The organism is Campylobacter concisus (genome assembly GCF_015230015.1).
Taxonomy (GTDB): Bacteria; Campylobacterota; Campylobacteria; order Campylobacterales; family Campylobacteraceae; genus Campylobacter_A; species Campylobacter_A concisus_AF.
Genome location: NZ_JAAKZC010000006.1, coordinates 105,241 through 125,681 on the forward strand (window position 1 = coordinate 105,241; position 20,441 = coordinate 125,681).

Below are 20,441 nucleotides of genomic sequence, written 5' to 3' on the forward strand. Positions count from 1 at the left end.
TGATTTAGCAAGGATTAGCATGTTTTTTAAATTCATTTTTTCTCTCATTTTGTTTGCAGGCTCGCTTTTTGCCGAGGTTTTAGACGTTAGTAAGGCATTTGTTTTAAGCCCAAGTATCGATGAACAAGGTGTTGAGATCAAGTTTAAATTTGGCGAAAATATCTACCTTTACAAAGATAGCTTTGAGGTTAAGCTTGGCGAAGAGAAGATAAACAGCCTCTTAAACATGCCAAAGAGCGAAAACACCGGCGAATATGAAATTTACCCAAAAGATTTTTCGCTATTTATCCCACTAAATTTAGTAAAAGAGCATCTTAAAAACGGCAATGCTAGGCTAAATTTAAGCTATCAAGGTTGTGCCAAAAATGGCATCTGCTATCGCCCGCAAAACAAAATTTATGACATCTTTGAGAAATTTGGCAAATTTAGCATCATAGCCTTTGAAAAAGAGCAAAAAGATGAAACAAATCCTGAATTTACCGAGCTTTCAGAAGATCAAAACATCGCAAATGAGCTAAGTAACAAAAACTTTTTTATCTCTCTTGCAACATTTTTTGGCTATGGCCTCTTGCTCTCGCTCACACCTTGCGTATTTCCGATGATACCGATCCTTTCAAGCATCATCGTCTCAAAGGGCGGCAGCCTAAATGCTAAAAAAGGCTTTTTGCTATCGCTCGTATATGTCGTTGCGATGAGCCTTGCCTACGCACTTGCTGGCGTTGGGGCAAGCCTGCTTGGCTTTGGCATCGCAGGAGCACTCCAAAACATCTACGTGCTCGGCGCATTTGCGGCTATTTTTGTCATTTTAAGCTTTAGCATGTTTGGCTTTTACGACATCAAACTGCCCTCTAAATTTGAAAACTTGATCAGCAAAAAGTCACAAAACAGCTCAGGCCTTGTCGGCGTTTTCATCATGGGCTTTGCCTCGGCGCTCATCGTTTCGCCCTGCGTGGCAGCACCGCTAGCAGGCGCACTTCTATACATCGCACAAAGCGGCGACGCACTTTATGGGGGCATCATGCTCTTTGTCATGGGGCTTGGCATGGGCGCACCGCTTCTTGTGATAGGGCTAAGCTCTGGTAAACTCCTACCAAGACCTGGTGGCTGGATGGACGAGGTCAAAAAATTCTTTGGCTTTTTGATGCTCATCATGGCAGTTTGGATCCTAGCACGCGTGCTTGGAGCGTTTTTTGAGCTACTTGGTTATGGCGTCATAGGCGTCTTTGCGGCCATTTATCTTGGCGCTTTTGAGGCAGCAAATAGTGGCTGGGCTAAATTTAAAAAAGCGCTTTGTGTGCTAGTTTTTATCTACTCGCTCATGCTGATAATCGGCGCATTTTTGGGCTCAAAAGACGCGTTTTCGCCACTTTCTGGACTAAATTTAGCCAAAAACGAGAGCGAGCTAAATTTTAAACAAGCTAGGAATTTAAACGAGCTAAATAAGATGATAAAAAGCTCAAGTAAGCCAGTACTTGTGGACTTCTACGCTGAGTGGTGCGCGAGCTGCAAAGAGATAGAGCACATCACTTTTAAGGACGCCGGCGTGAAAAATGCTTTGGCAAATTTTACGCTTATTAGCATCGACGTGACAAGTGGCGGGGTGCAAAATGATGAGATGTTAAGAAATTTTGGGCTCATCGATCCGCCTGCACTTCTACTTTTTAAAAACGGCGAAGAGCAAAAATCACTTAGAACGATCGGCTTTATAAATGCTAAAAATTTCATAGCAAAGCTTGAGAAAATTTAGATCTTAATAGTAAATTTGGCTGAAATTTGTAAATTTATCAACTAAATTTCTCTAGGCTTTGCAGACTTTACAACCAACTACGAAAGCGACAAAGAAGCAAATTTGAGCTATCAAATTTATATCATGCGGTAACGGGAGTAAAATCGCAAAAGCAAAAATTGCAAATTATCTTAAATTTATTAAATTTTTAAGTTCATCCAAGATATCGTTTGCAAATTTATCATTTATAGGCTTCCAAGCTGGGTTTCTATCTTTTGAAATAACATTAAAGCCAACTGCTTTTGCAAACTCAGAAATTTCAAATTCCATTCTATTTAGCCCGTCTTTACTCATAGATCTTGCGAAAAACTCTCCAAGTTTATAGATAAGAAATGTAAAAAGAATACACAGTAAAGAAGTGATATAAAATATGATAGTGACATTAAATTTGTTAAATTTAGGCTACTAGAACTATCATTTATAGATTTTTGGTAGCTAAGATTATAAACCCATATATAAATAGGTAGGATGAAATTTGTTTTGATAAAAGCCTAAATTTGTAGCCCTTATCAAAACGCTTAAATTTAAAGCCAAAATGGCTAAATTTTAACTCTCTTTTCTCTTGCTTTTTTGATCTTATTTTTAACTACATGAAATTTTGAAGCTGCAGCCGAGCATATATCCTTATAAGTGACTAAAATTTTTGACTCTTTTTTAGTGCAAATGGCTGCAAAAACGCTCTCAAGGTCGATTCTCTCTTTTTGTGTTAAATTTTCCATCTATTTTCCTAGCAATTTTCTCATCTTATTGACAACAAATAATATTTCATCATCGTCAAGCTCACATAGCAGTTTGCAAACAGCAGCAGCAGCTTGCGGCTTTGAGTTACCAAGCCTCCAGTCCTGATATGTCCTCATCGGCACACCGAGATCTTCTGCCATTTTTGCTTGTGAAATTTTTTTCCCGATATTTTTTGCCTCAACTGCATTGTGAAGCAAATTAAATATATCACTTGTTTCAATCATTGAAGAATTATACGTTATTTATCATTAAATATACCTAAAATATTATATAAATAATGTAAAATAGTATATAAATATCAAAATAAAGTATTAAACATACTAAAAAATATTTATAATATACGTTAAAACGTATAAAAATCTTTTAAATTCTTGAATAAAATTAGAAATTTCGGGTTTTTATGTTGAAGTTATATTTTTTATTTTGCTTTAAATTTTATTTCTTTTTACACAAAGCTTATATTATAGGCGTTAGAAAAGTTTAGTTATATAGGCTAAATATATATAAATAAATTTTTTTAACTTATATACTTGACATTGATAAACTAAAGTTGTATAATCCGCTTAGCAATTAAAAAGAAAGAGTGCTAAAAGTGAGTAAAACAAATAAACGCGATTTGATACTAAATTCTATCATTGAAGCCTATTTGCAGGATAATGCGCCTATTGGCTCAAACGAGCTTGGCTCTCGCATGAGCGTGGCGATACCAGCATCTACGATACGTGTTTATTTTAAAAAGCTTTCAGATGAGGGCGAGATCACAAAGCTTCACATCAGTGGCGGCAGGATCCCAACTATTGCTGCGATGAGGAGATATTGGAGTGAAATTTTTGCTGAAAGCGACATAAATTTAGAGATAAATGATCCAAGAAGCTTAAAGATGCTCTGTGATGAATTTGAGCTTTATTGTATGATTTTTGGCACGATCGACAAGGAGTTGTTAGAAATTTTAAATTTAAATGATAGATATCTGGTTTTAAATTTTAGTGGTGATGAGATCGTCATCAAATTTGATGCTAGGACTTATAAATTTTTAAACAACCTTATCGGAGTTAGTTTAGACAAGCTTGAGCTTATCTGCTCTCAAGTTGGCTTAAGCGAACTAAAAAATAAGATAAGAGAGCTTAAAAGGACTAAAATTTACTTTCAAGAAAATGAAATTTTAGCCTTTGATATGTTTAAGGATAGACGCTTTAAGATGGTTTTTGACCCAAGTTTTAGCTTGCATATGGATGAAGAACTTACATTTTCTCCTATGTTTGATGAAAATTACATGGGGCTTAAATTTAAAGCAAACTACCTTGGTAGCGAGGCGCAGATGATCTGTGCTGGCAGTATTTATACTGATTATGTGAAATTTATAAATCTAATAAAGGAGGCCGCGTGAGCGAAGAGGTAAAAGAGCAAAATCTACCTGAGGTCGAGCCTGTGCAAGAGGCAGCTAGCGATAGCGTAAATTTAGACGCACTTGGCGATATCTCAAAAGTTGAGAAGCTCGAAAAAGAGCTTGGCGAGATCACTGATAAATATTACAGAGCAAATGCTGAGTTTGAAAATATTAAAAAGCGTTATGAAAAAGAGAAAGCAGATGTTGCAAGCTATGCAAATGAGAAATTTGCAAGGGACTTGCTACCAGTCATCGATGCGCTCGAGATCGCTGCAAATTTTGACCCAGAGGATGATGAATTTGCTAAAAAGATCAAAGAGGGCATTTTGATAACAATAAATCAGTTTAAGAAATGTTTTGAAAAGCATGGCGTGAGCGAGATAGCAACTGATGCCGAGTTTGATCCAAATGTGCATAATGCCGTTTTAAGGGTCGATAGCGAGGAGAAGCAAAGCGGTCAGATCGTGCAAGCTTTACAAAAAGGCTATATGATAAATGGCAGGGTTTTGCGCCCAGCTATGGTCAGTGTGGCAAACTAAATTTAAAAAATAAAAATAAGGAAATTAAAATGTCCAAAGTTAAACAGAAAAAGGATAGTGGTAAAGTTTATACATTGGAAGAATTAAAATGTTTGCGTGATTATATGCTTCAAAATGGTAACTTTCATGATTACGAAACGGCAAATAATTATGCTCCATATCATTATGAAAAAACAGGAAGAGAGCGTTCAGGACACGCATTATATATGTGTGCTTGGAGAATAACTGAGGGAAAATATAACAATATTTTAAAATAAAAATCTAACAATAAAGGAAAAATATGTCAAAAGTTATAGGTATAGACTTAGGTACAACAAACTCTTGCGTGAGCGTTTTTGAGCGCGGCGAGAGCAAGGTTATCCCAAACAAAGAGGGTAAAAACACAACTCCATCTGTTGTTGCTTTTACAGACAAAGGTGAAATTTTAGTAGGTGATGTTGCAAAACGTCAAGCAGTTACAAACCCTGAAAAAACGATATATTCTATCAAACGTATAATGGGTTTGATGAGCAATGAAAAAAATGCTGAAGAGGCAAAGGCTCGCTTGCCATATCACGTCGTAGATAGAAACGGCGCTTGCGCGGTTGAGATAGCTGGTAAGGTCTATACTCCGCAAGAAATTTCAGCAAAAATTCTTATCAAACTAAAAGAAGACGCTGAAGCATATCTTGGCGAAAAGGTAACAGATGCGGTTATTACCGTGCCTGCATACTTTAACGATAGCCAAAGAAAGGCTACAAAAGAAGCTGGAACAATCGCTGGTCTAAACGTGCTTCGTATCATCAACGAGCCAACAGCTGCGGCACTTGCTTATGGTCTTGATAAAAAAGAGGCTGAGAAAATTTTAGTTTATGACCTAGGTGGTGGTACATTTGACGTTACAGTGCTAGAAACTGGAGATAACATCGTTGAAGTTTTGGCAACTGGCGGTAATGCATTCTTAGGTGGCGATGACTTTGATAACAAGATCATCGACTGGCTAGTAAGTGAGTTTAAAAACGAAACTGGTATCGATCTAAAAGGCGATATCATGGCGCTTCAACGCTTAAAAGAAGCAGCTGAAAACGCTAAAAAAGAGCTAAGCTCAGCTCAAGAGACTGAGATAAATTTACCATTTATCACAGCTGACGCGACTGGTCCAAAACACCTTGTCAAAAAGCTAACTCGCGCTAAATTTGAAGGTATGATCGACTCACTTGTTGGCGAGACTATCACTAAGATAAATGAAGTCATCAAAGATGCAGGCCTAAGCAAGAGCGACATCAAAGAGGTCGTAATGGTCGGTGGTTCAACTCGTGTGCCACTTGTTCAAGAAGAAGTTAAAAAGGCATTTGGTAAAGAGCTAAATAAGAGCGTAAATCCAGATGAAGTCGTAGCTATCGGTGCTGCTATCCAAGGTGCGGTTATAAAAGGCGACGTTAAAGACGTGCTACTTCTTGACGTTACTCCACTTAGCCTTGGTATTGAGACACTTGGCGGCGTGATGACTAAGATCATAGAAAAAGGTACAACTATACCAACTAAGAAAAGCCAAGTCTTCTCGACTGCTGAAGATAACCAAAGTGCTGTTACTATCATGGTTTTACAAGGTGAGCGTGAGTTTGCAAGGGATAATAAATCACTTGGTAACTTCAATCTTGAAGGCATCCCAGCAGCTCCAAGAGGCGTACCTCAAATAGAGGTCGAATTTGACATCGACGCAAACGGAATTTTAACCGTTTCAGCAAAAGATAAAGCGACTGGCAAAGCCCAAAACATCACTATTTCAGGATCAAGCGGTCTTAGCGAAGATGAGATAAATAGCATGGTAAAAGATGCTGAGCTTCACAAAGAAGAGGATAAAAAACGCAAAGATGCAGTTGAAGCTAGAAACCAAGCAGACGCACTTGTTCATCAAACTGAAAAGAGCATGAGCGAGCTTGGCGAGAAAGTCCCAGCTGATGATAGAAGCAACATCGAAGCTGCGCTAAATGATCTAAAAGAGGTTCTAAAAGACGAAAACTCTTCAAAAGAGCAGATTGATGCAAAAGTAGAAGCTCTAAGCAAAGCTAGCCACAAACTTGCAGAAGCTATGTATAAAAAAGATGAAAATGCTGGCGCAAACGGCGGCAACAACAAAAAAGACGACGACGTAATAGACGCTGAAGTCGAGTAAAACTCCTAGAGCAGGGTGCTTGCCTTGCTCTTTTAGCTTATAAATCTAAACATCTAAACACTTCTTAACACACTCTCACAACATCATCTTGTAAGATGAAAAGTATAAATTTTTAAAATTTAGCCGTGCCTAAAAATTTAAGACCTTCTTACGATCTCTATCCACCTATCAAGCTCTTGTTGCTCGGCTTTTAGCGTGCTGCTTTCGCCGTGTCCTGGATAAAGTGCGAAGTCGCCCTTTAGATTTTTGCATTTTTCTAAACTATTTAGCATCTCATTTTTATCTGAAAATGGAAAGTCCCAGCGCCCGATGCTACCTTTAAATAAAAAATCCCCACTAAAGATCGCGTCTTCTATCTCTATCATCGAGCAACCTGGTGTATGCCCTGGGAAATGGTGAAATTTAAAAGAAAAGTCACCCACCGCAAAGCTCTCATCGCCATTAACTAAAATGTCTGGCACAAAGGTATTTTTCATATAGCCAAAAATGTCACTCTCACACATAAAAGCATCAAATTTATTGATATAAACTGGGATTTTTAGCTCATTTTTTAGCTCGCTCACGTCGTAAATATGGTCAAAATGCCCATGAGTGCAAAGTATCGCCTTTAAATTTTGTGCATTTTGCAAAACCCACTCTTTTGCCCTGTCGCCTGGATCTATCACCAAACTTGAGTCATTTTTGGTAACGATGTAGCAATTTGTCCCAAAATCGCCAAAATTTTTATGCATTACTCTCATTTTTTACCTTAAATTTATTATTTCTTAAATATTTGCATCTTTTTACTTAAACTTAAAGAAAAATTTTAAATTTAATTAGTATAATTTTTGCAAAAGGAAGCAAATTTAGGCAAAGGGACAATGAAGGGGTATCAAAAAATAGAAGAAACCTTAGTTTTTAGCTTAAAAGATAAAACTAAAGGTAAAAAACTACTATTGGGCGTAAGCGGCGGTATTGATTCTGCTGTGGTTGCGACACTTTGTGCGAGAGCAAAGCCAGATGAAACTCATGCACTCATCATGCCAACAGCATCATCAAACAGACAAAATATGGATGACGCCTTAAATTTATGCGAAAAACTAAACATAAAATACAAGGTTTTATCTATAGAGGGCATTTTAAATGCCTTTTACGAAACGATAGATGCAAATTTAAGCAATTTAAGAAAAGGGAATTTAGCAGCTAGAGTTAGAATGAGCTTGCTTTATGATTATTCATCTAGTATAAACGCTCTAGTCATCGGCACAAGCAACAAAAGTGAGCTTATGCTTGGCTATGGCACGATATTTGGGGATTTAGCATGCGCGATAAATCCTATCGGAGAGCTTTATAAGAGTGAAATTTTTGAATTTGCAAAACATCTTGGTGTTGATGAAAATTTTATCAAAAAAGCGCCTTCTGCTGATCTTTGGGATGGGCAAAGTGACGAGGGTGACATAGGTTACAGCTACGCTGTTATCGATGAAATTTTACAAAATTTAGAAAATAACAAGGAGCAAGCCATCAAAAAGTTTGGATCAAAAGCGGTCTTGGATATAGAAAATAGAGTTGTTTCAAACAGGTTTAAACGACAAATGCCGTTGATAGTGAAAATTTAAAGGATTAAAGATGAGAGAAATTCCGTTTTACAAACCAACTATCACTGAGCGCGAAAGTGAGCTTATCGAAGAGGCTTTGCATTCTGAAAATGCCACTGATACAGTTGCTAAATTTGAAGAAAAGCTAAAAGAGTACTTTGGTGCTAAATTTGTTATCACTACAAACAACATCGCAGCAGCGCATCATCTAGCGCTAAGTGCGATGGATACAAAGCGCGGCGATAAGGTCATCTGCTCGGTAAATGCCTTCCCTAGTATAGCTCAGGCTGTTAGACATTTTGATGCTGAGCCAATTTTCGTTGATATCGATGAGGAGGACTTTAACATCAGCCCAGAGGCTCTTGAAAAGGTCTTAAAAGATCAAAATCACAAAAAACTAAAGTGCGCTTTCATCTCGCACCTCGCTGGACAAAGCGCTAAGCTTGATGAGATAAAGGCTATCTGCGAAAAATATGGCATCGTTGTGTTAGACGACGCAAACCGCGGCATAGGTCTTACATATAACGGCAAAAAAGTCGGTTCAGACTCGTTTTTGTCATGCTTTCAGACAAACTCACGCGTGCAAAATCCTATCTCAACAGTTGGATTTTTCACAACAAATGACGAAGAGGTCTATAAAAAAGCAAAACTACTTCGTAACTATGCCCTTGTAAATGGTATAGATAAATTTGGTAGCTTAAGCTACATCTACGACGTCGTTGATATCGGCTTAAAATACGACATAAACTCGATAAATGCGGCGTTTTCTATCGCTCAGCTTGAAAAGACAGACGAGCTTATAAAACGTAGAAAAAAGATCGCTGAAATTTACGATAAAGAGCTTAAAGAGTGTCACAACATCACAACTCCAGTCAAAAAACGCGAGCACATCTACACTCAGTACATCATCAAGATAAATAAAAACCGCGACAGCTTTGCTAGAGAGCTTTTGGAGCGTGGAATTCACACCTCGCTGCACTATATACCGATACATTTGCTAAGCTATTATAAAAATAAATATTCGCTTAAAGTAAATGACTTCCCAAATGCTCTAAAAGCGTATCAACAAGTCTTGTCGCTGCCTATTTATCATAGTTTGAGCGATGAAGAGGTGCAATACATCTGCAACACGGTAAAAGAAATTTCTAAATCTCGTGTTTAAGAAATTTAACATCCTTTTACACTCTTGGGCGAATGACTACTTCTTTCGCCCAAATTTCTTTCAAATTTTACTAGCATTTTTACTTCTACCACTAAGTCTTATATACGCTTTAGTCATTATCTGTAAGAAATTTAGTGCGCAAAAAAAAGAGTTTGGCATAAAGATAATTAGCGTTGGAAACTTAACCCTTGGTGGAAGCGGCAAAACCCCACTTTGTGTGGCTATCGCTAAAAGTTTCGGTGGCGCTTTTATCGTGCTTAGAGGCTATAAAAGAAAGAGCAAAGGCATGCAAGTTGTCGCAAGAGATGGCGAAATTTTACTTGACGTTGCAGCTAGCGGCGATGAGGCGATGATATACGCCACAAGCATTAAAAACGCAAATGTGATAGTGAGCGAAGATAGAAAAGTAGCGATAAACTACGCCAAAACTCACGGCGCAAAGTATATTTTGCTGGATGATGGATTTTCTAAATTTGACATAGCCAAATTTGACATCTTGGTGCGTCCAAACCCAGAGCCAAAGCTAAAGCTTTGCCTACCAAGCGGGGCTTATAGATATCCGTTTAGCTTTTATAAATTTGCAGATTTTATAGCCTGTGAGGGGCAAACTCACTTTAGAAAGAGTGAAATTTTAAATAAAAGTGAAAAAATGGTGCTAGTAACCGCCATAGCAAACCCAGCCCGCCTTGAAGCATTTTTTAGCGAGTGTGTGGGGCAGGTCTTTTTCCCTGATCACTACGACTTTTCAAAAGAAGAGCTAAGTGAAATTTTACAAACCTACGGCGCGACCTCGCTTTTGATGACGCAAAAGGACTATGTAAAGGTAAAGGACTTTGGGCTAAGAGTTTCGCTTATCACGCTTGAAGTTACGCTAAGTGAGGAGTTTAAAAAGGTTTTGGCGCAGCAAATTTAAGCCCATTTTGTTATAATGAGCCACTTTTTAAAAGGAAAATTTAGATCAAAATGAGAATTTTAATCACCTCAGTCGCAAAGAAAAAAGAGGCAAAAAAACTAAGCAAAAAGCTCGTGAAAAAGGGACTTGCAGCTTGCGTGAGTAGCTTTAGCGCAAAGAGCATTTATCTTTGGCAAGAGAAGCTTTGTGATGAAAAAGAGCAAATTTTACTCATAAAAACGGACGCGAAATTTAAAAAAGTAGCTAAATTTATAAGAAAGCACCACAGCTACGAAACCCCAGAAATTTTGGCACTTAAGCCAAAAGAGGTTTTTAAAAAATACGAAAATTGGATAAAAAAATCAACCAAAAAAGGCAAAAAATGAGACTAACACCAACTAGAAGTGTAAAAGATGAAAAGGTAAAAAATGTAAATTTAAGCACAGCCATGCTTAGCCCAAGCTCCGCTCACGGCGGACTTTACGCACCAAAGAAGCTACCAAAGATCACAAAGACAAAGTGGCAAGAGCTCTCAAGCCTAAGCTACGAAAAGCTCGCACTTCACATCATCTCGCTATTTAAATTTGACGTGCCAGAGGCGTTTTTCAAAAAAGCGCTCAAAAGATATGCAAGCTTTGATGACCCAAAGCACCCTGTCATTTTTAAAAAAATAGATAAAAATTTATACGTAAATGAGCTATATCACGGCCCAACTAGGGCATTTAAGGATATGGCGCTTCAGCCTTTTGGCTCGCTACTTAGCCAGCTTGCAAAAGAGCGAGGCGAAAAATATCTAATCATGTGCGCGACAAGCGGCGACACGGGCCCTGCGACACTTCAGACTTTTGCAAACGATGAAAATATCAAGGTTGTCTGTCTCTATCCAGACGGCGGCACGAGCGAGGTGCAAAAGCTTCAGATGCAGACCATGCAGGGTGAAAATTTAAAGGTTTTTGGCATAAAAGGCGACTTTGACGACGCTCAAAGGGCGCTAAAAACGCTACTTGCAAATGATAAATTTAAGGCCGAGCTTAAGAAAAAACGCCTTAAACTAAGTGCGGCAAACTCGGTAAATTTTGGCAGAATTCTCTTTCAGATCATCTACCACGCCTACGCCTACGCAAATTTGCTAAAACAAAAGGCGCTTAAGGCAAACGAGAGCTTTGACATCATCGTGCCAAGTGGAAATTTCGGCAACGCTCTTGGGGCGTATTACGCTAAAAAAATGGGCGCAAAGATCGGCAAGATCAAGATCGCGTCAAACGCAAACAACATCTTGACGCAGTTTTTCACCACCGGTGTTTACGACCTAAGAGACAAAAAGCTAGTTAAGACGATAAGCCCAGCCATGGATATCTTAATCAGCTCAAACGTTGAGCGCTTGCTATTTGATAAATTTGGCAGCGTTAGAAGCAACGAGCTAATGCAAAGCCTTGCTAAAAATAAATTTTATAAGCTTAGCAAGCAAGAGCTTGAAGCGCTAAAAGAGGACTTTGAGGCTAGCTGGTGCGATGACAAGGAGTGCGAGGCATATATCGCAAAGCTTGCAAAGGACGGCTACGCGATCGATCCGCATACGGCTACTTGCTTTAAAATGGTGGATGCTGGCCGCATAAATGTCATCACATCGACTGCGCACTGGGTGAAATTTACGCCAAGCATGATCAAGGCGTGCCAGATCACAAATACAAAAGATGAAAAAGATGCGCTGGCAAAGACTGCTAAAATTTTAAATGACAGCGTGCCAAGCTCAATAAATTCGCTATTTAGCGCGAAAATTTTACACAAAAATATCATAAAAGAGGACGAGATCGAAAAGTGCGTCCTAGAATGGATCGAGCGATGATAATCATCCCAGCCCGCCTTGCTTCAACAAGGTTTAGCAATAAAATTTTAAAAGAGATAAACGGCGTGCCGATGTTTGTGGCGACGGCTCTTAGAGTAAGCGGCGTGGACGATGTGGCGGTTGCTGTGGATGAGCCAAGCGTGCTTGATATCGCTAAGGCTCACGGCATAAAAGCGGTGCTAACTAGCAAAGATCATCAAAGTGGCACCGATAGGATAAATGAAGCGGTGCAAATTTTGGGGCTAAATGGGAGCGAGATCATCATAAATGTTCAGGCTGATGAGCCATTTATTGAGCCTGAAAATATCGCCAAATTTAGGGCATTTTGCGAGCAAAATAGAGAAAATGCCTTTATGTTTTCTTGCTATAAAAAGATGGACGATGAGTTTGCTGATGATAAAAATTTAGTTAAAGTGGTGACTGATTTTGAGGGCTATGCGCTTTATTTTTCAAGATCGAGGATACCATTTAACAGAAGCGAGTGCAAAAGCTACAAGGCGCACCTTGGCATCTATGGATACAGCGTAAAAAGTCTAAAAGAGTTTTGCGCGCTCATGCCTTCAAGCCTTGAAAATACCGAGAAGCTCGAGCAGCTGCGTGCCCTAGAAAATGGCAAAAAGATAGCGATGCTAGAGGTTGAAAGTCAAAGTATCGGCATCGATAGCGAAGAGGACTACCAAAGAGCGCTAGCCAAATTTGGCAAATGAGCCTAAATCTTGCTCTGCTTGGGCGTTTTTACTGTGGTGGAGCAAAAACTGAGTTTTTATAAATTTGGGTAATGGTTTGGCTGATTTTTTTACCTTTGATTTTGCGGTCTTACTCGCTTGCATGTGGTTTTAATTAAGCCCTAGCTGTGTTATTGGTTAAATTTGCTACGAATTTCATATTTTTAAATTTATTTGAATAATTTTGTCTATTTGCTGAGATGTTCTAAATTGCAAATTTGACTGAAGTTTTTTGACTTCGCGGTCTTGTCCGCACGTTATTTGGCAAAAAATTGATTAAAATTTAGTTGCGTTGCTACCTTGGTGCAAAGCTAAATTTAGCTTCTATTTCTATTTGTTGGCATGTTTTAAAATTTATAAACCAAATGCAAGGATAACAGCCGTGCATGCAGGTCTTGAGTGTGGAGTGCTTTTAGAGAAAAAGGCGGGTCTTAGTGCATGTTCAATAGGACCAAATATCTACTCACCTCACTCAACTAGAGAGCACTGCGAAGTCGCCTCTGCGCTATTTATCGAAAAAGTAGTTCGCGGCATCGTTAAAAAATATAACTCTTAATAAATCAAAATTTGCTAGAAATTTCTAGCAAATTTTATATCTCAAAGCATCTAAGCCAAATTTGCCCGCAAGCACGAGCAAATTTATATTATTTTCCAAACTCATAAACGATCTTGCCACTTTTTATAGTAGTAGTCGCCGCACCTTTTAACTTTTTGCCAAAGAGTGGAGAGTTTATCGATTTTGAGCGGTTTATCTTTTCGTCATAAACATACTCGATCTCAGGGTCTATCACTGCTATATCAGCTAGCATACCAACTGCCAGCCTGCCTTTATCTTTTAAATTTAGCATTTTAGCCGCATTTGTCGAGGTTAGCTCCACCATGCGCTCTAAGCTTATAACGCCCTCATTTACGAGCTTTAACGTAAGTGGCACAAGGGTTTGAAGTCCGATGATACCAAATGGTGCCTTGTCAAATTCCACTATCTTTTCATCTGTGTGGTGCGGCGCATGATCTGTGGCGATGACGTCTATAAGGCCGCTTTTTAGCGCCTCTCTCACCGCTTTTACGTCGCTTATCTCACGAAGTGGCGGTGACATTTTGAAATTTGTATCATAGGCATTTTTTAAAATTTCATCATCGCTAAAGCTAAAATGGTGAGGTGTCGCCTCGCAAGTGATGTTTATGCCCTCTTTTTTACCCATTTCGATGATCTTTAGCGAGTACTCCGAGCTTACGTGAGCGATGTGGATGTGCGCTTTAGTGAGTTTTGCAAGCAACATATCACGGCTCACTGCGATCTCCTCTTTCTCTCTCGCCATGCCGCGAAGTCCAAGTATGGCCGAGACCTTGCCCTCGTGCATGACGCCCTGCCTGCAAAGCGAGCAGTCCTCTGAGTGGCTTATACAAAAGCTATTAAACATGCTTGAGTACTCAAGTGCCGCTCTCATCACGCTTGAGCTAGTCACTGGTAGGCCATCGTCGCTAAATGCAACTGCGCCAGCCTCTATAAGATCACCCATTTCAACGATCTCGTTGCCACCAAGCCCTTTGCTAATGGCTGCAATTGGTAAAAGGTCGATCAGTCCGCAGTTTTTAGCCTTTTCTATCATCGCTCTTGTGATTGAGGCGTTGTCATTTACTGGGTTTGTGTTAGCCATGCAAAGGCAGGTGGTCACTCCTCCAGCCACGGCCGCCTGCGAGCCTGAGATGATGTCGTCTTTGTACTCTTGACCAGGATCGCGAAAATGCACGTGCATGTCGATAAGTCCTGGCATTACGAGCTTATTTGTAGCGTCTATAACCTTATCAGCCTCAAATTTCTCACTTCCAATTTTGGCTATTTTGCCGTTTTCTATTAGGATATTTGCCTTAAATTTCTCGTCGCTATTTACGATAGTGCCGTTAATTATTGATATTTTCATCGTTAGCCCCTATTTTTTGCAAGCGTATTTAGTATCGCCATTCTTATAGCAACGCCGTTTTCAACTTGATTTAGTATGACTGAGTGCGTGCCATCAGCCACGTCTGAGTTTAACTCCACGCCCCTATTTATCGGCCCTGGGTGCAGCACGATCGCGTCAGGCTTTGCTAGCTTTATCCTATTTTTATTTAGTCCAAAAAATTTCGAGTACTCTCTCGAGCTTGGAAATGCCACGTCCGCACCGCCACGCTCTAGTTGGATGCGAAGCATGATGATGACATCGCTGTCCTCACAAGCCTCCTCCATATTTTTGCAAATTTGAGACTCAAATACCTCAGCGTCTTTTGGCATCATCATCCTTGGCGCAAAGAGCTTTAAATTTATGCCAAATTTCTTCATCGCCCAGATGTCAGACCTCGCCACGCGACTTCTAGCGATGTCGCCGATGATCGCCACGTTTAAATTTTTATCCAAAATTTTGCCATGCTCTTTTAGTGTGAAAAGATCAAGCAGCGCTTGGCTTGGGTGCTCATTTGTGCCGTCCCCTGCATTTACGACGCTAGCCTCTGTCCTATCAGCTGCAAATTTCGCCGCTCCAGAGCTTGGGTGGCGAAGCACGATGATATCAGTTCTCATAGCAGCCATGTTGTTCATCGTGTCATTTAGGCTCTCGCCCTTTGTCACGCTCGAGCTTGATGAGCTAAAATTTATCGTATCAGCCCCAAGCCTCTTTGCTGCGATCTCAAAGGATGTTCTAGTTCTTGTCGAGTTTTCATAAAATGCGTTGATCGTGGTCTTTCCACGAAGGTAGTCATTTTTTTTCACTTGGCTTAAATTTAGCTCCTTAAACTCCTTCGCCGCCTCTAGAAAATATAAAATTTCTTCCTTGCTAAGCTCTCTAGTTCCTATCAAATCTTTATGTTTGTAGCCCATTTTAAGCCCTTTTTGATCTATTTTGTTACAAAGTCACAAGCCGGTTTGTAGCCGTTGTCGCAAGCTTTTTTAAACAAAGCTTTTGCCTTCTCTTCGCTTTTTGCTTCATTGTCGTCTTTGTCTTTTATAAGGCCATAAGCTGTCATTTCGCCTAGCTTTTCGCAGGCCATGCCTTCATTTTCGTCACACATTTTCGTAAAAATTTTCTCAGCCTGAGCTCTATCTTTTGCCACGCCATCGCCGTTAAATAGCATGATCGCATTCATCGTGCAAGCTTTTTTCTCGCCCTCGCCGCAAGCTTTGTTAAACGCAAGATAGGCCTCGTTAAAATTTTTCTTCGCATAAAGCTCATTTGCCTTGTCTAAATTTTCATTTGCCACAGCATTTAACGCAAAAAGTGCCGCCGCAAAAACTAAAATTTTCTTCATATTTTCTCCTTATTTAAATAACTTTGGATGGTGTTTTTTCATATATTCAACTATCTCTATAACCTCGTCGCTACCGCTAGCGTCAGAGTTTTCTAGCGCATCATCGATGCACTCGACATAGAGATTTGCCGCCTCTTCAAGCTTGTCTTTTTTCACGCCAGCATAGTAAAACATCGCCTCAAGCACCATGCTAAGCTCGTAGCTAAGCTCCTCTACGCTTACCTCTTCTTCTTTCATATCTCCTCCTGTGTTTTTTTAGTTATTAGATCAACTATCTGCGCCTTGATCGGCTCATAGCTAAAGCCGTCTTTAAAATTTGCAAAGAGCCCACCGCTAGCATTGACGTGTCCGCCTCCGCCAACTAGGTGTTTTGCCATAGCGCTAACGTCAAGCTTGCCATTTGCACGAAAGCTTAGCGTTTTTTTATTTGTCACGTCGATAAAGAAGTCAAATTCAGGATTTGCCACTAAAAAGTCGTTGCCGATAACAGAAACGTTGCCGACATTGTAGGTTAAAATTCCTTTATGATCTTTATAAGTGATGCTAAATTTCTCTTTATTTTCACTAAGTTTTTTTACGACGTAGTTTGAGATCAGGTTGCTTAGCGTATCGTCTTTATCCTCTTTGAAAAATGACTTTTTAATGGCATGCACCTGCATGTCAAGGCCTATGTAGTCGTTTTTTTCGTTAAAAAATTTGCTCGCTTCTTTTAAGATATGATCCATATAAAGGTTGTTTTCAGCTTCAAACATCACCTTATTTATCTCTTTAGCATTTGCCACAAGCCCCAAGCAGACCTTGCCCATCTCGAAGTTTTTATCATCTTTTAGCCAGATATCCACGGCATTTACGACGTCACTAAAAATTTCAAGCTCTTTGTTTTTGCCAAAAATGCCTGCAAAAAAGTCGTAAGTGATCTTTGTAGCGCACCTTGAGCTATCTAAAAAGTACCATGAGTAAGCGCTCGCACACTCGGCACCGCTTTGGTGATGATCTAGCAAAAATAGCTTTATATTTTTACCCTCTATCATCTCCTCAAAGCTCTCACACTGAGCTAGACTTAAATTTAGATCGGTGATCAAGATGACGTTTTTATCATCATTTGAAGCATCTATCTCATCTAAAATTTGAGCAAATTTATCATCTATCTCTCTGCCGTAGTTTGAGTTTAGAAATTTCACATCTTTGAAGTAAAAATTTGTTATGTATTGCGCGCCGTATCCGTCAAGATCGGTGTGTGAGAGGTGATAAATTTTCATCTTTTTCCTTTATAAATTTTCTATTTCTATGACGCCAACTGTTTCAAATGGCGTATTTGCCGAGATCTCAGCAAAGCTTAGCACCACTATGTCGATGGCGAAATTTGCGCAGATATTTGCTATAAATTTGCGAAGACTTGGCTCCACGCAAAGCACCATTTCTCCGTGCTGGCTCATCGGTCGCTTCTCTTTTTCACGCCTAAGTGCTTGCACGATCGATGATGTCTGCGCTACGTTTATCATCAGGTGATAGGCGCCGTCTTTATACTGCACTGCGTCCATGAGCTTTTGCTGCGCGGCGGTGTCTAGGATATAAAAATTTAGCTGTCCCTTTTCATCTACATAAAGCGAGGTGATGACACGCGAAAGCGCTGCACGCACATGCTCGATGATCATGTCTAAATTTTTGCTAACCTCTGCGATGTCGCTAATGGCCTCAAGTATGCTAAGTAGGTCTTTGATCGGGATATTGTCTTTAAGCAGCGTTTTTAAGACCTTTTGGATCAAATTTATAGGTGCGATCCTTAGCGTATCCTCGACCACGACTGGGTAGTCTATCTTTAGTTTGTCTAGTAAATTTTGCGTCTCTTGGCGAGTTAGAAGCTCGGCTGCATTTTGCTTGATAAGCTCGCTCATGTGAGTTGAGATGACGCTTGCAGGATCAACTATCGTGTAGCCACTAAGTATGGCGTCCTCTTTGACGCTAGCATCTATCCAAAGAGCATCCAGCCCAAAAGCTGGCTCTTTTGTCGGTATCCCCTCGATATCTTCGCTCACTAGTCCGCTATCCATCGCTAGAAATTTATCCGCATAAATTTCACCCTGACCGATGATGATACCTTTTAGCTTGAAGCGGTACTCGTTTGGTGGGAGCTGAAGGTTGTCACGGATCCTTATCTTTGGCATCAAAAAACCAAGACTTGAAGCGATATTTCGCCTCATAGCGCGAATTCTTTCTATCAGATCCACATCAGCTAGCTTTAGCAGGCCGTATCCTAGGTCAAGCTCTAAAATTTCAAGCTTTAAGATGTCATTTATCTTCGTCTCTTCTTCTCTTGCGATCTCTTCGTCGCTCTTCTTTGGAGCCTTAGCAGACCCACCACTTGTAGCCGCTGCCCCTGCCCCGCTTGGCGCAGCGCCGCCAGCTTTTTTACCTGCTGCTTTTTCTTTTGGTGCAAGGCTTAAATTTAGTCCGCCATCTTTGGTCTGCTTGATGATGTAGCCAAGCCCTAAAAATAGCAGTGCTATAAAGCCAAGTGAGAGCGTTGGAAGGCCTGGAACAAGGGCAAACATAAATAGTATGAAGCCCACTATCAGCAAGGTTTTATAGTCTCCCAAGAGCTGATTTAGCGTGCCCTCTGCGAAGTCCTCGTCGTCCTTGCTAGCCCTTGTGATGATGATAGCAGTCGCTGTTGAAGTGATAAGTCCAGGTATCTGGCTAACAAGGCCATCACCGATAGTTAGGATCGTATAGTACTGAGCCGATGTCGCCATATCAAGGCCGTGTTGAAACGAGCCGATAGCAAAGCCGCCGATGATGTTAATGATAGTGATGATGATACCGGCTACGGCGTCACCTTTTATAAATTTAGACGAACCATCCATCGCGCCGTAGAAATTTGCCTCGCCAATGATGGCTTGACGTCTTTCACGAGCCGTTTTTTCGTCTATTAGACCTGCGTTTAGATCGGCATCTATCGCCATTTGCTTACCAGGCATCGCATCAAGTGTAAAACGTGCTTGCACCTCACTCACGCGGGTTGAACCCTTTGTTACGACCATGAAATTTATGAGTACCAAGATACAAAATACGATGGTACCGATGACGAAGTTGCCACCAACGACGAAATTTCCAAAGCTCGAGATGATCTCACTGACCGCTTCTGGACCGTTGTGACCCTCGCTTAGGATCATACGAGTGGTCGCTATGTTTAACGAGAGGCGAAAAAGCGTGATGATGAGAATGAGCGTCGGAAACGTGCTAAGGTCAGTCGGCTTTGGCACATAAATAGATATCAAAATAATAAGCACAGAAATCGAGATCGAAAGTGCTAAGAAAAAGTCAAGCACCGCACTTGGAAGCGGCACGATGATGATAGCAAGGATGGCAACGATGATGCCAACGATGCTAAGACTTTTAAATTTGACAATCGGCGCAAGAAAAGGTGCGACAAGAGTCAAGATATTATTTTTTTGCTTTGCCAACTTTACTTCTTAACGATGTCACTTAGTTTTATAGCGTCAAGCATCTCGTCGATCTTGCCTTGAAGGCCGCTAAACATCGACCAAATTTGACAGCTTGAAGCTTTGTTTGACGGGCAGCCAAGTGCTGAAGATGAGCACTCAAAGACGCTTAGTTCGCGCTTTTCGGCGCATTCGATTATCTTTTTTATACTTAAATTTTCAGGTTCGCCGTTTAGTGCAAAACCGCCATTTGCTCCTTTAAATGACTTTAAAACTCCATCTTTTGCTAAATTTTGTAAAATTTTTGCCAGAAAGCTTTTTGAAATTTTAAGCTCATTTGAGATCGTATCAACATCAACTGGCGATGATTTTTGAGATATTAAAATAAGCGAAAGTAGAGCGTATTCGCTTGCCTTTGTAAAAAGCATTTATCTTCCTTAACTCTTTAAATAGCCCTAATTTTATTAAATTTTTACTGCATTTTTCATTAATTTTTAAAAAGCGTAATTTTATCTAACTTTATGTTTTAAATGCTATAATCGCTCTTCCAAAATTCACCAATCAGGAGGTCATCATGGCTTTGGATTCGGCTAAAAAAGCTCAAATAGTTGCGAAATTCGCTAGAAAAGAGGGAGATACAGGCTCTCCAGAAGTTCAAATAGCTCTTTTAACAGCTAGAATAACTGAACTTACAGAACACCTTAAAATTTTCAAAAAAGACTTTTCATCACGTTTAGGTCTTTTGAAACTAGTTGGTCAAAGAAAAAGACTTTTAAAGTATCTTAAAAACAAAGACTACACTACATATTCAAAACTAATCACTGAGCTTGGCTTAAGAGATAAATGATCCCACGGAGAGCGATCTGCTCTCCCTTTAAATTTCACTTTTTACTTTCAAAATTTATC

24 protein-coding genes are annotated in these 20,441 nt (G+C 39.9%); 13 read left to right on the forward strand and 11 right to left on the reverse strand.

Features of this window, described 5'->3' with window-relative positions; all coding sequences use genetic code 11:
* Nucleotides 1–19: 19 nt before the first annotated feature.
* Nucleotides 20–1,747: a protein-disulfide reductase DsbD gene (dsbD, locus tag G6W42_RS04895; RefSeq protein WP_194173170.1), complete on the forward strand. Its 1,728-nt coding sequence runs from the start codon at nucleotides 20–22 to the stop codon at nucleotides 1,745–1,747.
* A 165-nt stretch (nucleotides 1,748–1,912) separates the two neighbouring features.
* Here the strand turns inward: dsbD and G6W42_RS04900 are convergent, their stop codons facing one another.
* The 3 genes from G6W42_RS04900 to G6W42_RS04910 all read right to left on the reverse strand — a co-directional run bounded on the left by G6W42_RS04900 (nucleotide 1,913) and on the right by G6W42_RS04910 (nucleotide 2,751).
* Complete coding sequence (locus G6W42_RS04900) at nucleotides 1,913–2,080, reverse strand: hypothetical protein (RefSeq protein ID WP_242042698.1); 168 nt, start codon at nucleotides 2,078–2,080, stop codon at nucleotides 1,913–1,915.
* A 245-nt stretch (nucleotides 2,081–2,325) separates the two neighbouring features.
* Nucleotides 2,326–2,505 carry a hypothetical protein gene (locus G6W42_RS04905; protein WP_194173171.1) on the reverse strand — a complete coding sequence of 60 codons (180 nt, stop codon included), beginning with the start codon at nucleotides 2,503–2,505 and terminating at the stop codon, nucleotides 2,326–2,328.
* Nucleotides 2,506–2,751, reverse strand: coding sequence for a DNA-binding protein (locus G6W42_RS04910; RefSeq protein WP_009294123.1), 246 nt, complete (start codon nucleotides 2,749–2,751; stop codon nucleotides 2,506–2,508). It lies immediately after the preceding gene.
* A 368-nt stretch (nucleotides 2,752–3,119) separates the two neighbouring features.
* Between G6W42_RS04910 and G6W42_RS04915 the strand changes: the two genes are divergently transcribed.
* The 4 genes from G6W42_RS04915 to dnaK are packed head-to-tail and all read left to right on the forward strand — an operon-like array spanning nucleotide 3,120 to nucleotide 6,608.
* Nucleotides 3,120–3,914, forward strand: coding sequence for an HrcA family transcriptional regulator (locus G6W42_RS04915; RefSeq protein WP_194173172.1), 795 nt, complete (start codon nucleotides 3,120–3,122; stop codon nucleotides 3,912–3,914).
* Nucleotides 3,911–4,453, forward strand: coding sequence for a nucleotide exchange factor GrpE (gene grpE / locus G6W42_RS04920; protein ID WP_009294121.1), 543 nt, complete (start codon nucleotides 3,911–3,913; stop codon nucleotides 4,451–4,453). The genes G6W42_RS04915 and grpE overlap by 4 nt, the downstream gene beginning before the upstream one ends.
* A gap of 29 nt (nucleotides 4,454–4,482) precedes the next feature.
* Complete coding sequence (locus tag G6W42_RS04925; protein ID WP_103650582.1) at nucleotides 4,483–4,710, forward strand: hypothetical protein; 228 nt, start codon at nucleotides 4,483–4,485, stop codon at nucleotides 4,708–4,710.
* Nucleotides 4,711–4,733: 23 nt separating this feature from the next.
* Nucleotides 4,734–6,608 (forward strand): molecular chaperone DnaK, encoded by a 1,875-nt coding sequence (gene dnaK / locus G6W42_RS04930; RefSeq protein WP_149709980.1) that lies wholly within the window; start codon nucleotides 4,734–4,736, stop codon nucleotides 6,606–6,608.
* 137 nt (nucleotides 6,609–6,745) lie between these two features.
* Here the strand turns inward: dnaK and G6W42_RS04935 are convergent, their stop codons facing one another.
* Nucleotides 6,746–7,348 (reverse strand): MBL fold metallo-hydrolase, encoded by a 603-nt coding sequence (locus G6W42_RS04935; RefSeq protein WP_194173173.1) that lies wholly within the window; start codon nucleotides 7,346–7,348, stop codon nucleotides 6,746–6,748.
* Nucleotides 7,349–7,468: 120 nt separating this feature from the next.
* On the opposite strand from G6W42_RS04935, the gene G6W42_RS04940 reads away from it, so the two are divergent.
* From G6W42_RS04940 to G6W42_RS04970, 7 genes are all read left to right on the forward strand, one after another.
* On the forward strand, nucleotides 7,469–8,206 hold the full coding sequence (locus tag G6W42_RS04940) for an NAD+ synthase (protein ID WP_103647683.1): 738 nt from the start codon (nucleotides 7,469–7,471) through the stop codon (nucleotides 8,204–8,206).
* 10 nt (nucleotides 8,207–8,216) lie between these two features.
* Nucleotides 8,217–9,347: a DegT/DnrJ/EryC1/StrS family aminotransferase gene (locus G6W42_RS04945; protein WP_194173174.1), complete on the forward strand. Its 1,131-nt coding sequence runs from the start codon at nucleotides 8,217–8,219 to the stop codon at nucleotides 9,345–9,347.
* Nucleotides 9,340–10,260 (forward strand): tetraacyldisaccharide 4'-kinase, encoded by a 921-nt coding sequence (locus tag G6W42_RS04950; RefSeq protein WP_194173175.1) that lies wholly within the window; start codon nucleotides 9,340–9,342, stop codon nucleotides 10,258–10,260. Before G6W42_RS04945 ends, G6W42_RS04950 begins: the two co-directional genes overlap by 8 nt.
* A 50-nt stretch (nucleotides 10,261–10,310) precedes the next feature.
* The gene (cutA, locus tag G6W42_RS10805) at nucleotides 10,311–10,625 is read left to right on the forward strand and encodes a divalent-cation tolerance protein CutA (RefSeq protein WP_103578738.1); all 315 of its coding nucleotides are present in this window, start codon (nucleotides 10,311–10,313) and stop codon (nucleotides 10,623–10,625) included.
* On the forward strand, nucleotides 10,622–12,085 hold the full coding sequence (thrC, locus tag G6W42_RS04960; RefSeq protein WP_194173176.1) for a threonine synthase: 1,464 nt from the start codon (nucleotides 10,622–10,624) through the stop codon (nucleotides 12,083–12,085). The genes cutA and thrC overlap by 4 nt, the downstream gene beginning before the upstream one ends.
* A complete protein-coding gene (gene kdsB, locus G6W42_RS04965; protein ID WP_194173177.1) occupies nucleotides 12,082–12,792 on the forward strand; it encodes a 3-deoxy-manno-octulosonate cytidylyltransferase in 711 nt (236 codons plus the stop codon). The genes thrC and kdsB overlap by 4 nt, the downstream gene beginning before the upstream one ends.
* Before the next feature lie 400 nt (nucleotides 12,793–13,192).
* A complete protein-coding gene (locus G6W42_RS04970; RefSeq protein ID WP_234399517.1) occupies nucleotides 13,193–13,366 on the forward strand; it encodes a hypothetical protein in 174 nt (57 codons plus the stop codon).
* 88 nt (nucleotides 13,367–13,454) lie between these two features.
* On the opposite strand, the gene G6W42_RS04975 is transcribed toward G6W42_RS04970, so the two are convergent.
* The 7 genes from G6W42_RS04975 to G6W42_RS05005 are packed head-to-tail and all read right to left on the reverse strand — an operon-like array spanning nucleotide 13,455 to nucleotide 19,963.
* On the reverse strand, nucleotides 13,455–14,732 hold the full coding sequence (locus tag G6W42_RS04975) for a dihydroorotase (protein ID WP_194173178.1): 1,278 nt from the start codon (nucleotides 14,730–14,732) through the stop codon (nucleotides 13,455–13,457).
* A 2-nt stretch (nucleotides 14,733–14,734) separates the two neighbouring features.
* Nucleotides 14,735–15,664, reverse strand: coding sequence for an aspartate carbamoyltransferase catalytic subunit (locus G6W42_RS04980; RefSeq protein WP_103575493.1), 930 nt, complete (start codon nucleotides 15,662–15,664; stop codon nucleotides 14,735–14,737).
* Nucleotides 15,665–15,681: 17 nt separating this feature from the next.
* Entirely contained in the window at nucleotides 15,682–16,092 is a 411-nt protein-coding gene (locus tag G6W42_RS04985; RefSeq protein WP_194173179.1) for a tetratricopeptide repeat protein, read from the reverse strand.
* Nucleotides 16,093–16,101: 9 nt separating this feature from the next.
* Complete coding sequence (locus G6W42_RS04990; RefSeq protein ID WP_002942640.1) at nucleotides 16,102–16,329, reverse strand: hypothetical protein; 228 nt, start codon at nucleotides 16,327–16,329, stop codon at nucleotides 16,102–16,104.
* Nucleotides 16,326–17,351 (reverse strand): DHH family phosphoesterase, encoded by a 1,026-nt coding sequence (locus G6W42_RS04995; protein WP_194173180.1) that lies wholly within the window; start codon nucleotides 17,349–17,351, stop codon nucleotides 16,326–16,328. The genes G6W42_RS04990 and G6W42_RS04995 overlap by 4 nt, the downstream gene beginning before the upstream one ends.
* A gap of 9 nt (nucleotides 17,352–17,360) precedes the next feature.
* Complete coding sequence (gene flhA, locus G6W42_RS05000) at nucleotides 17,361–19,556, reverse strand: flagellar biosynthesis protein FlhA (protein ID WP_194173181.1); 2,196 nt, start codon at nucleotides 19,554–19,556, stop codon at nucleotides 17,361–17,363.
* 2 nt (nucleotides 19,557–19,558) lie between these two features.
* The gene (locus tag G6W42_RS05005) at nucleotides 19,559–19,963 is read right to left on the reverse strand and encodes an Rrf2 family transcriptional regulator (protein WP_004317794.1); all 405 of its coding nucleotides are present in this window, start codon (nucleotides 19,961–19,963) and stop codon (nucleotides 19,559–19,561) included.
* A 146-nt stretch (nucleotides 19,964–20,109) separates the two neighbouring features.
* Between G6W42_RS05005 and rpsO the strand changes: the two genes are divergently transcribed.
* Nucleotides 20,110–20,382 (forward strand): 30S ribosomal protein S15, encoded by a 273-nt coding sequence (rpsO, locus tag G6W42_RS05010; RefSeq protein ID WP_194173182.1) that lies wholly within the window; start codon nucleotides 20,110–20,112, stop codon nucleotides 20,380–20,382.
* Nucleotides 20,383–20,441: the final 59 nt, after the last annotated feature.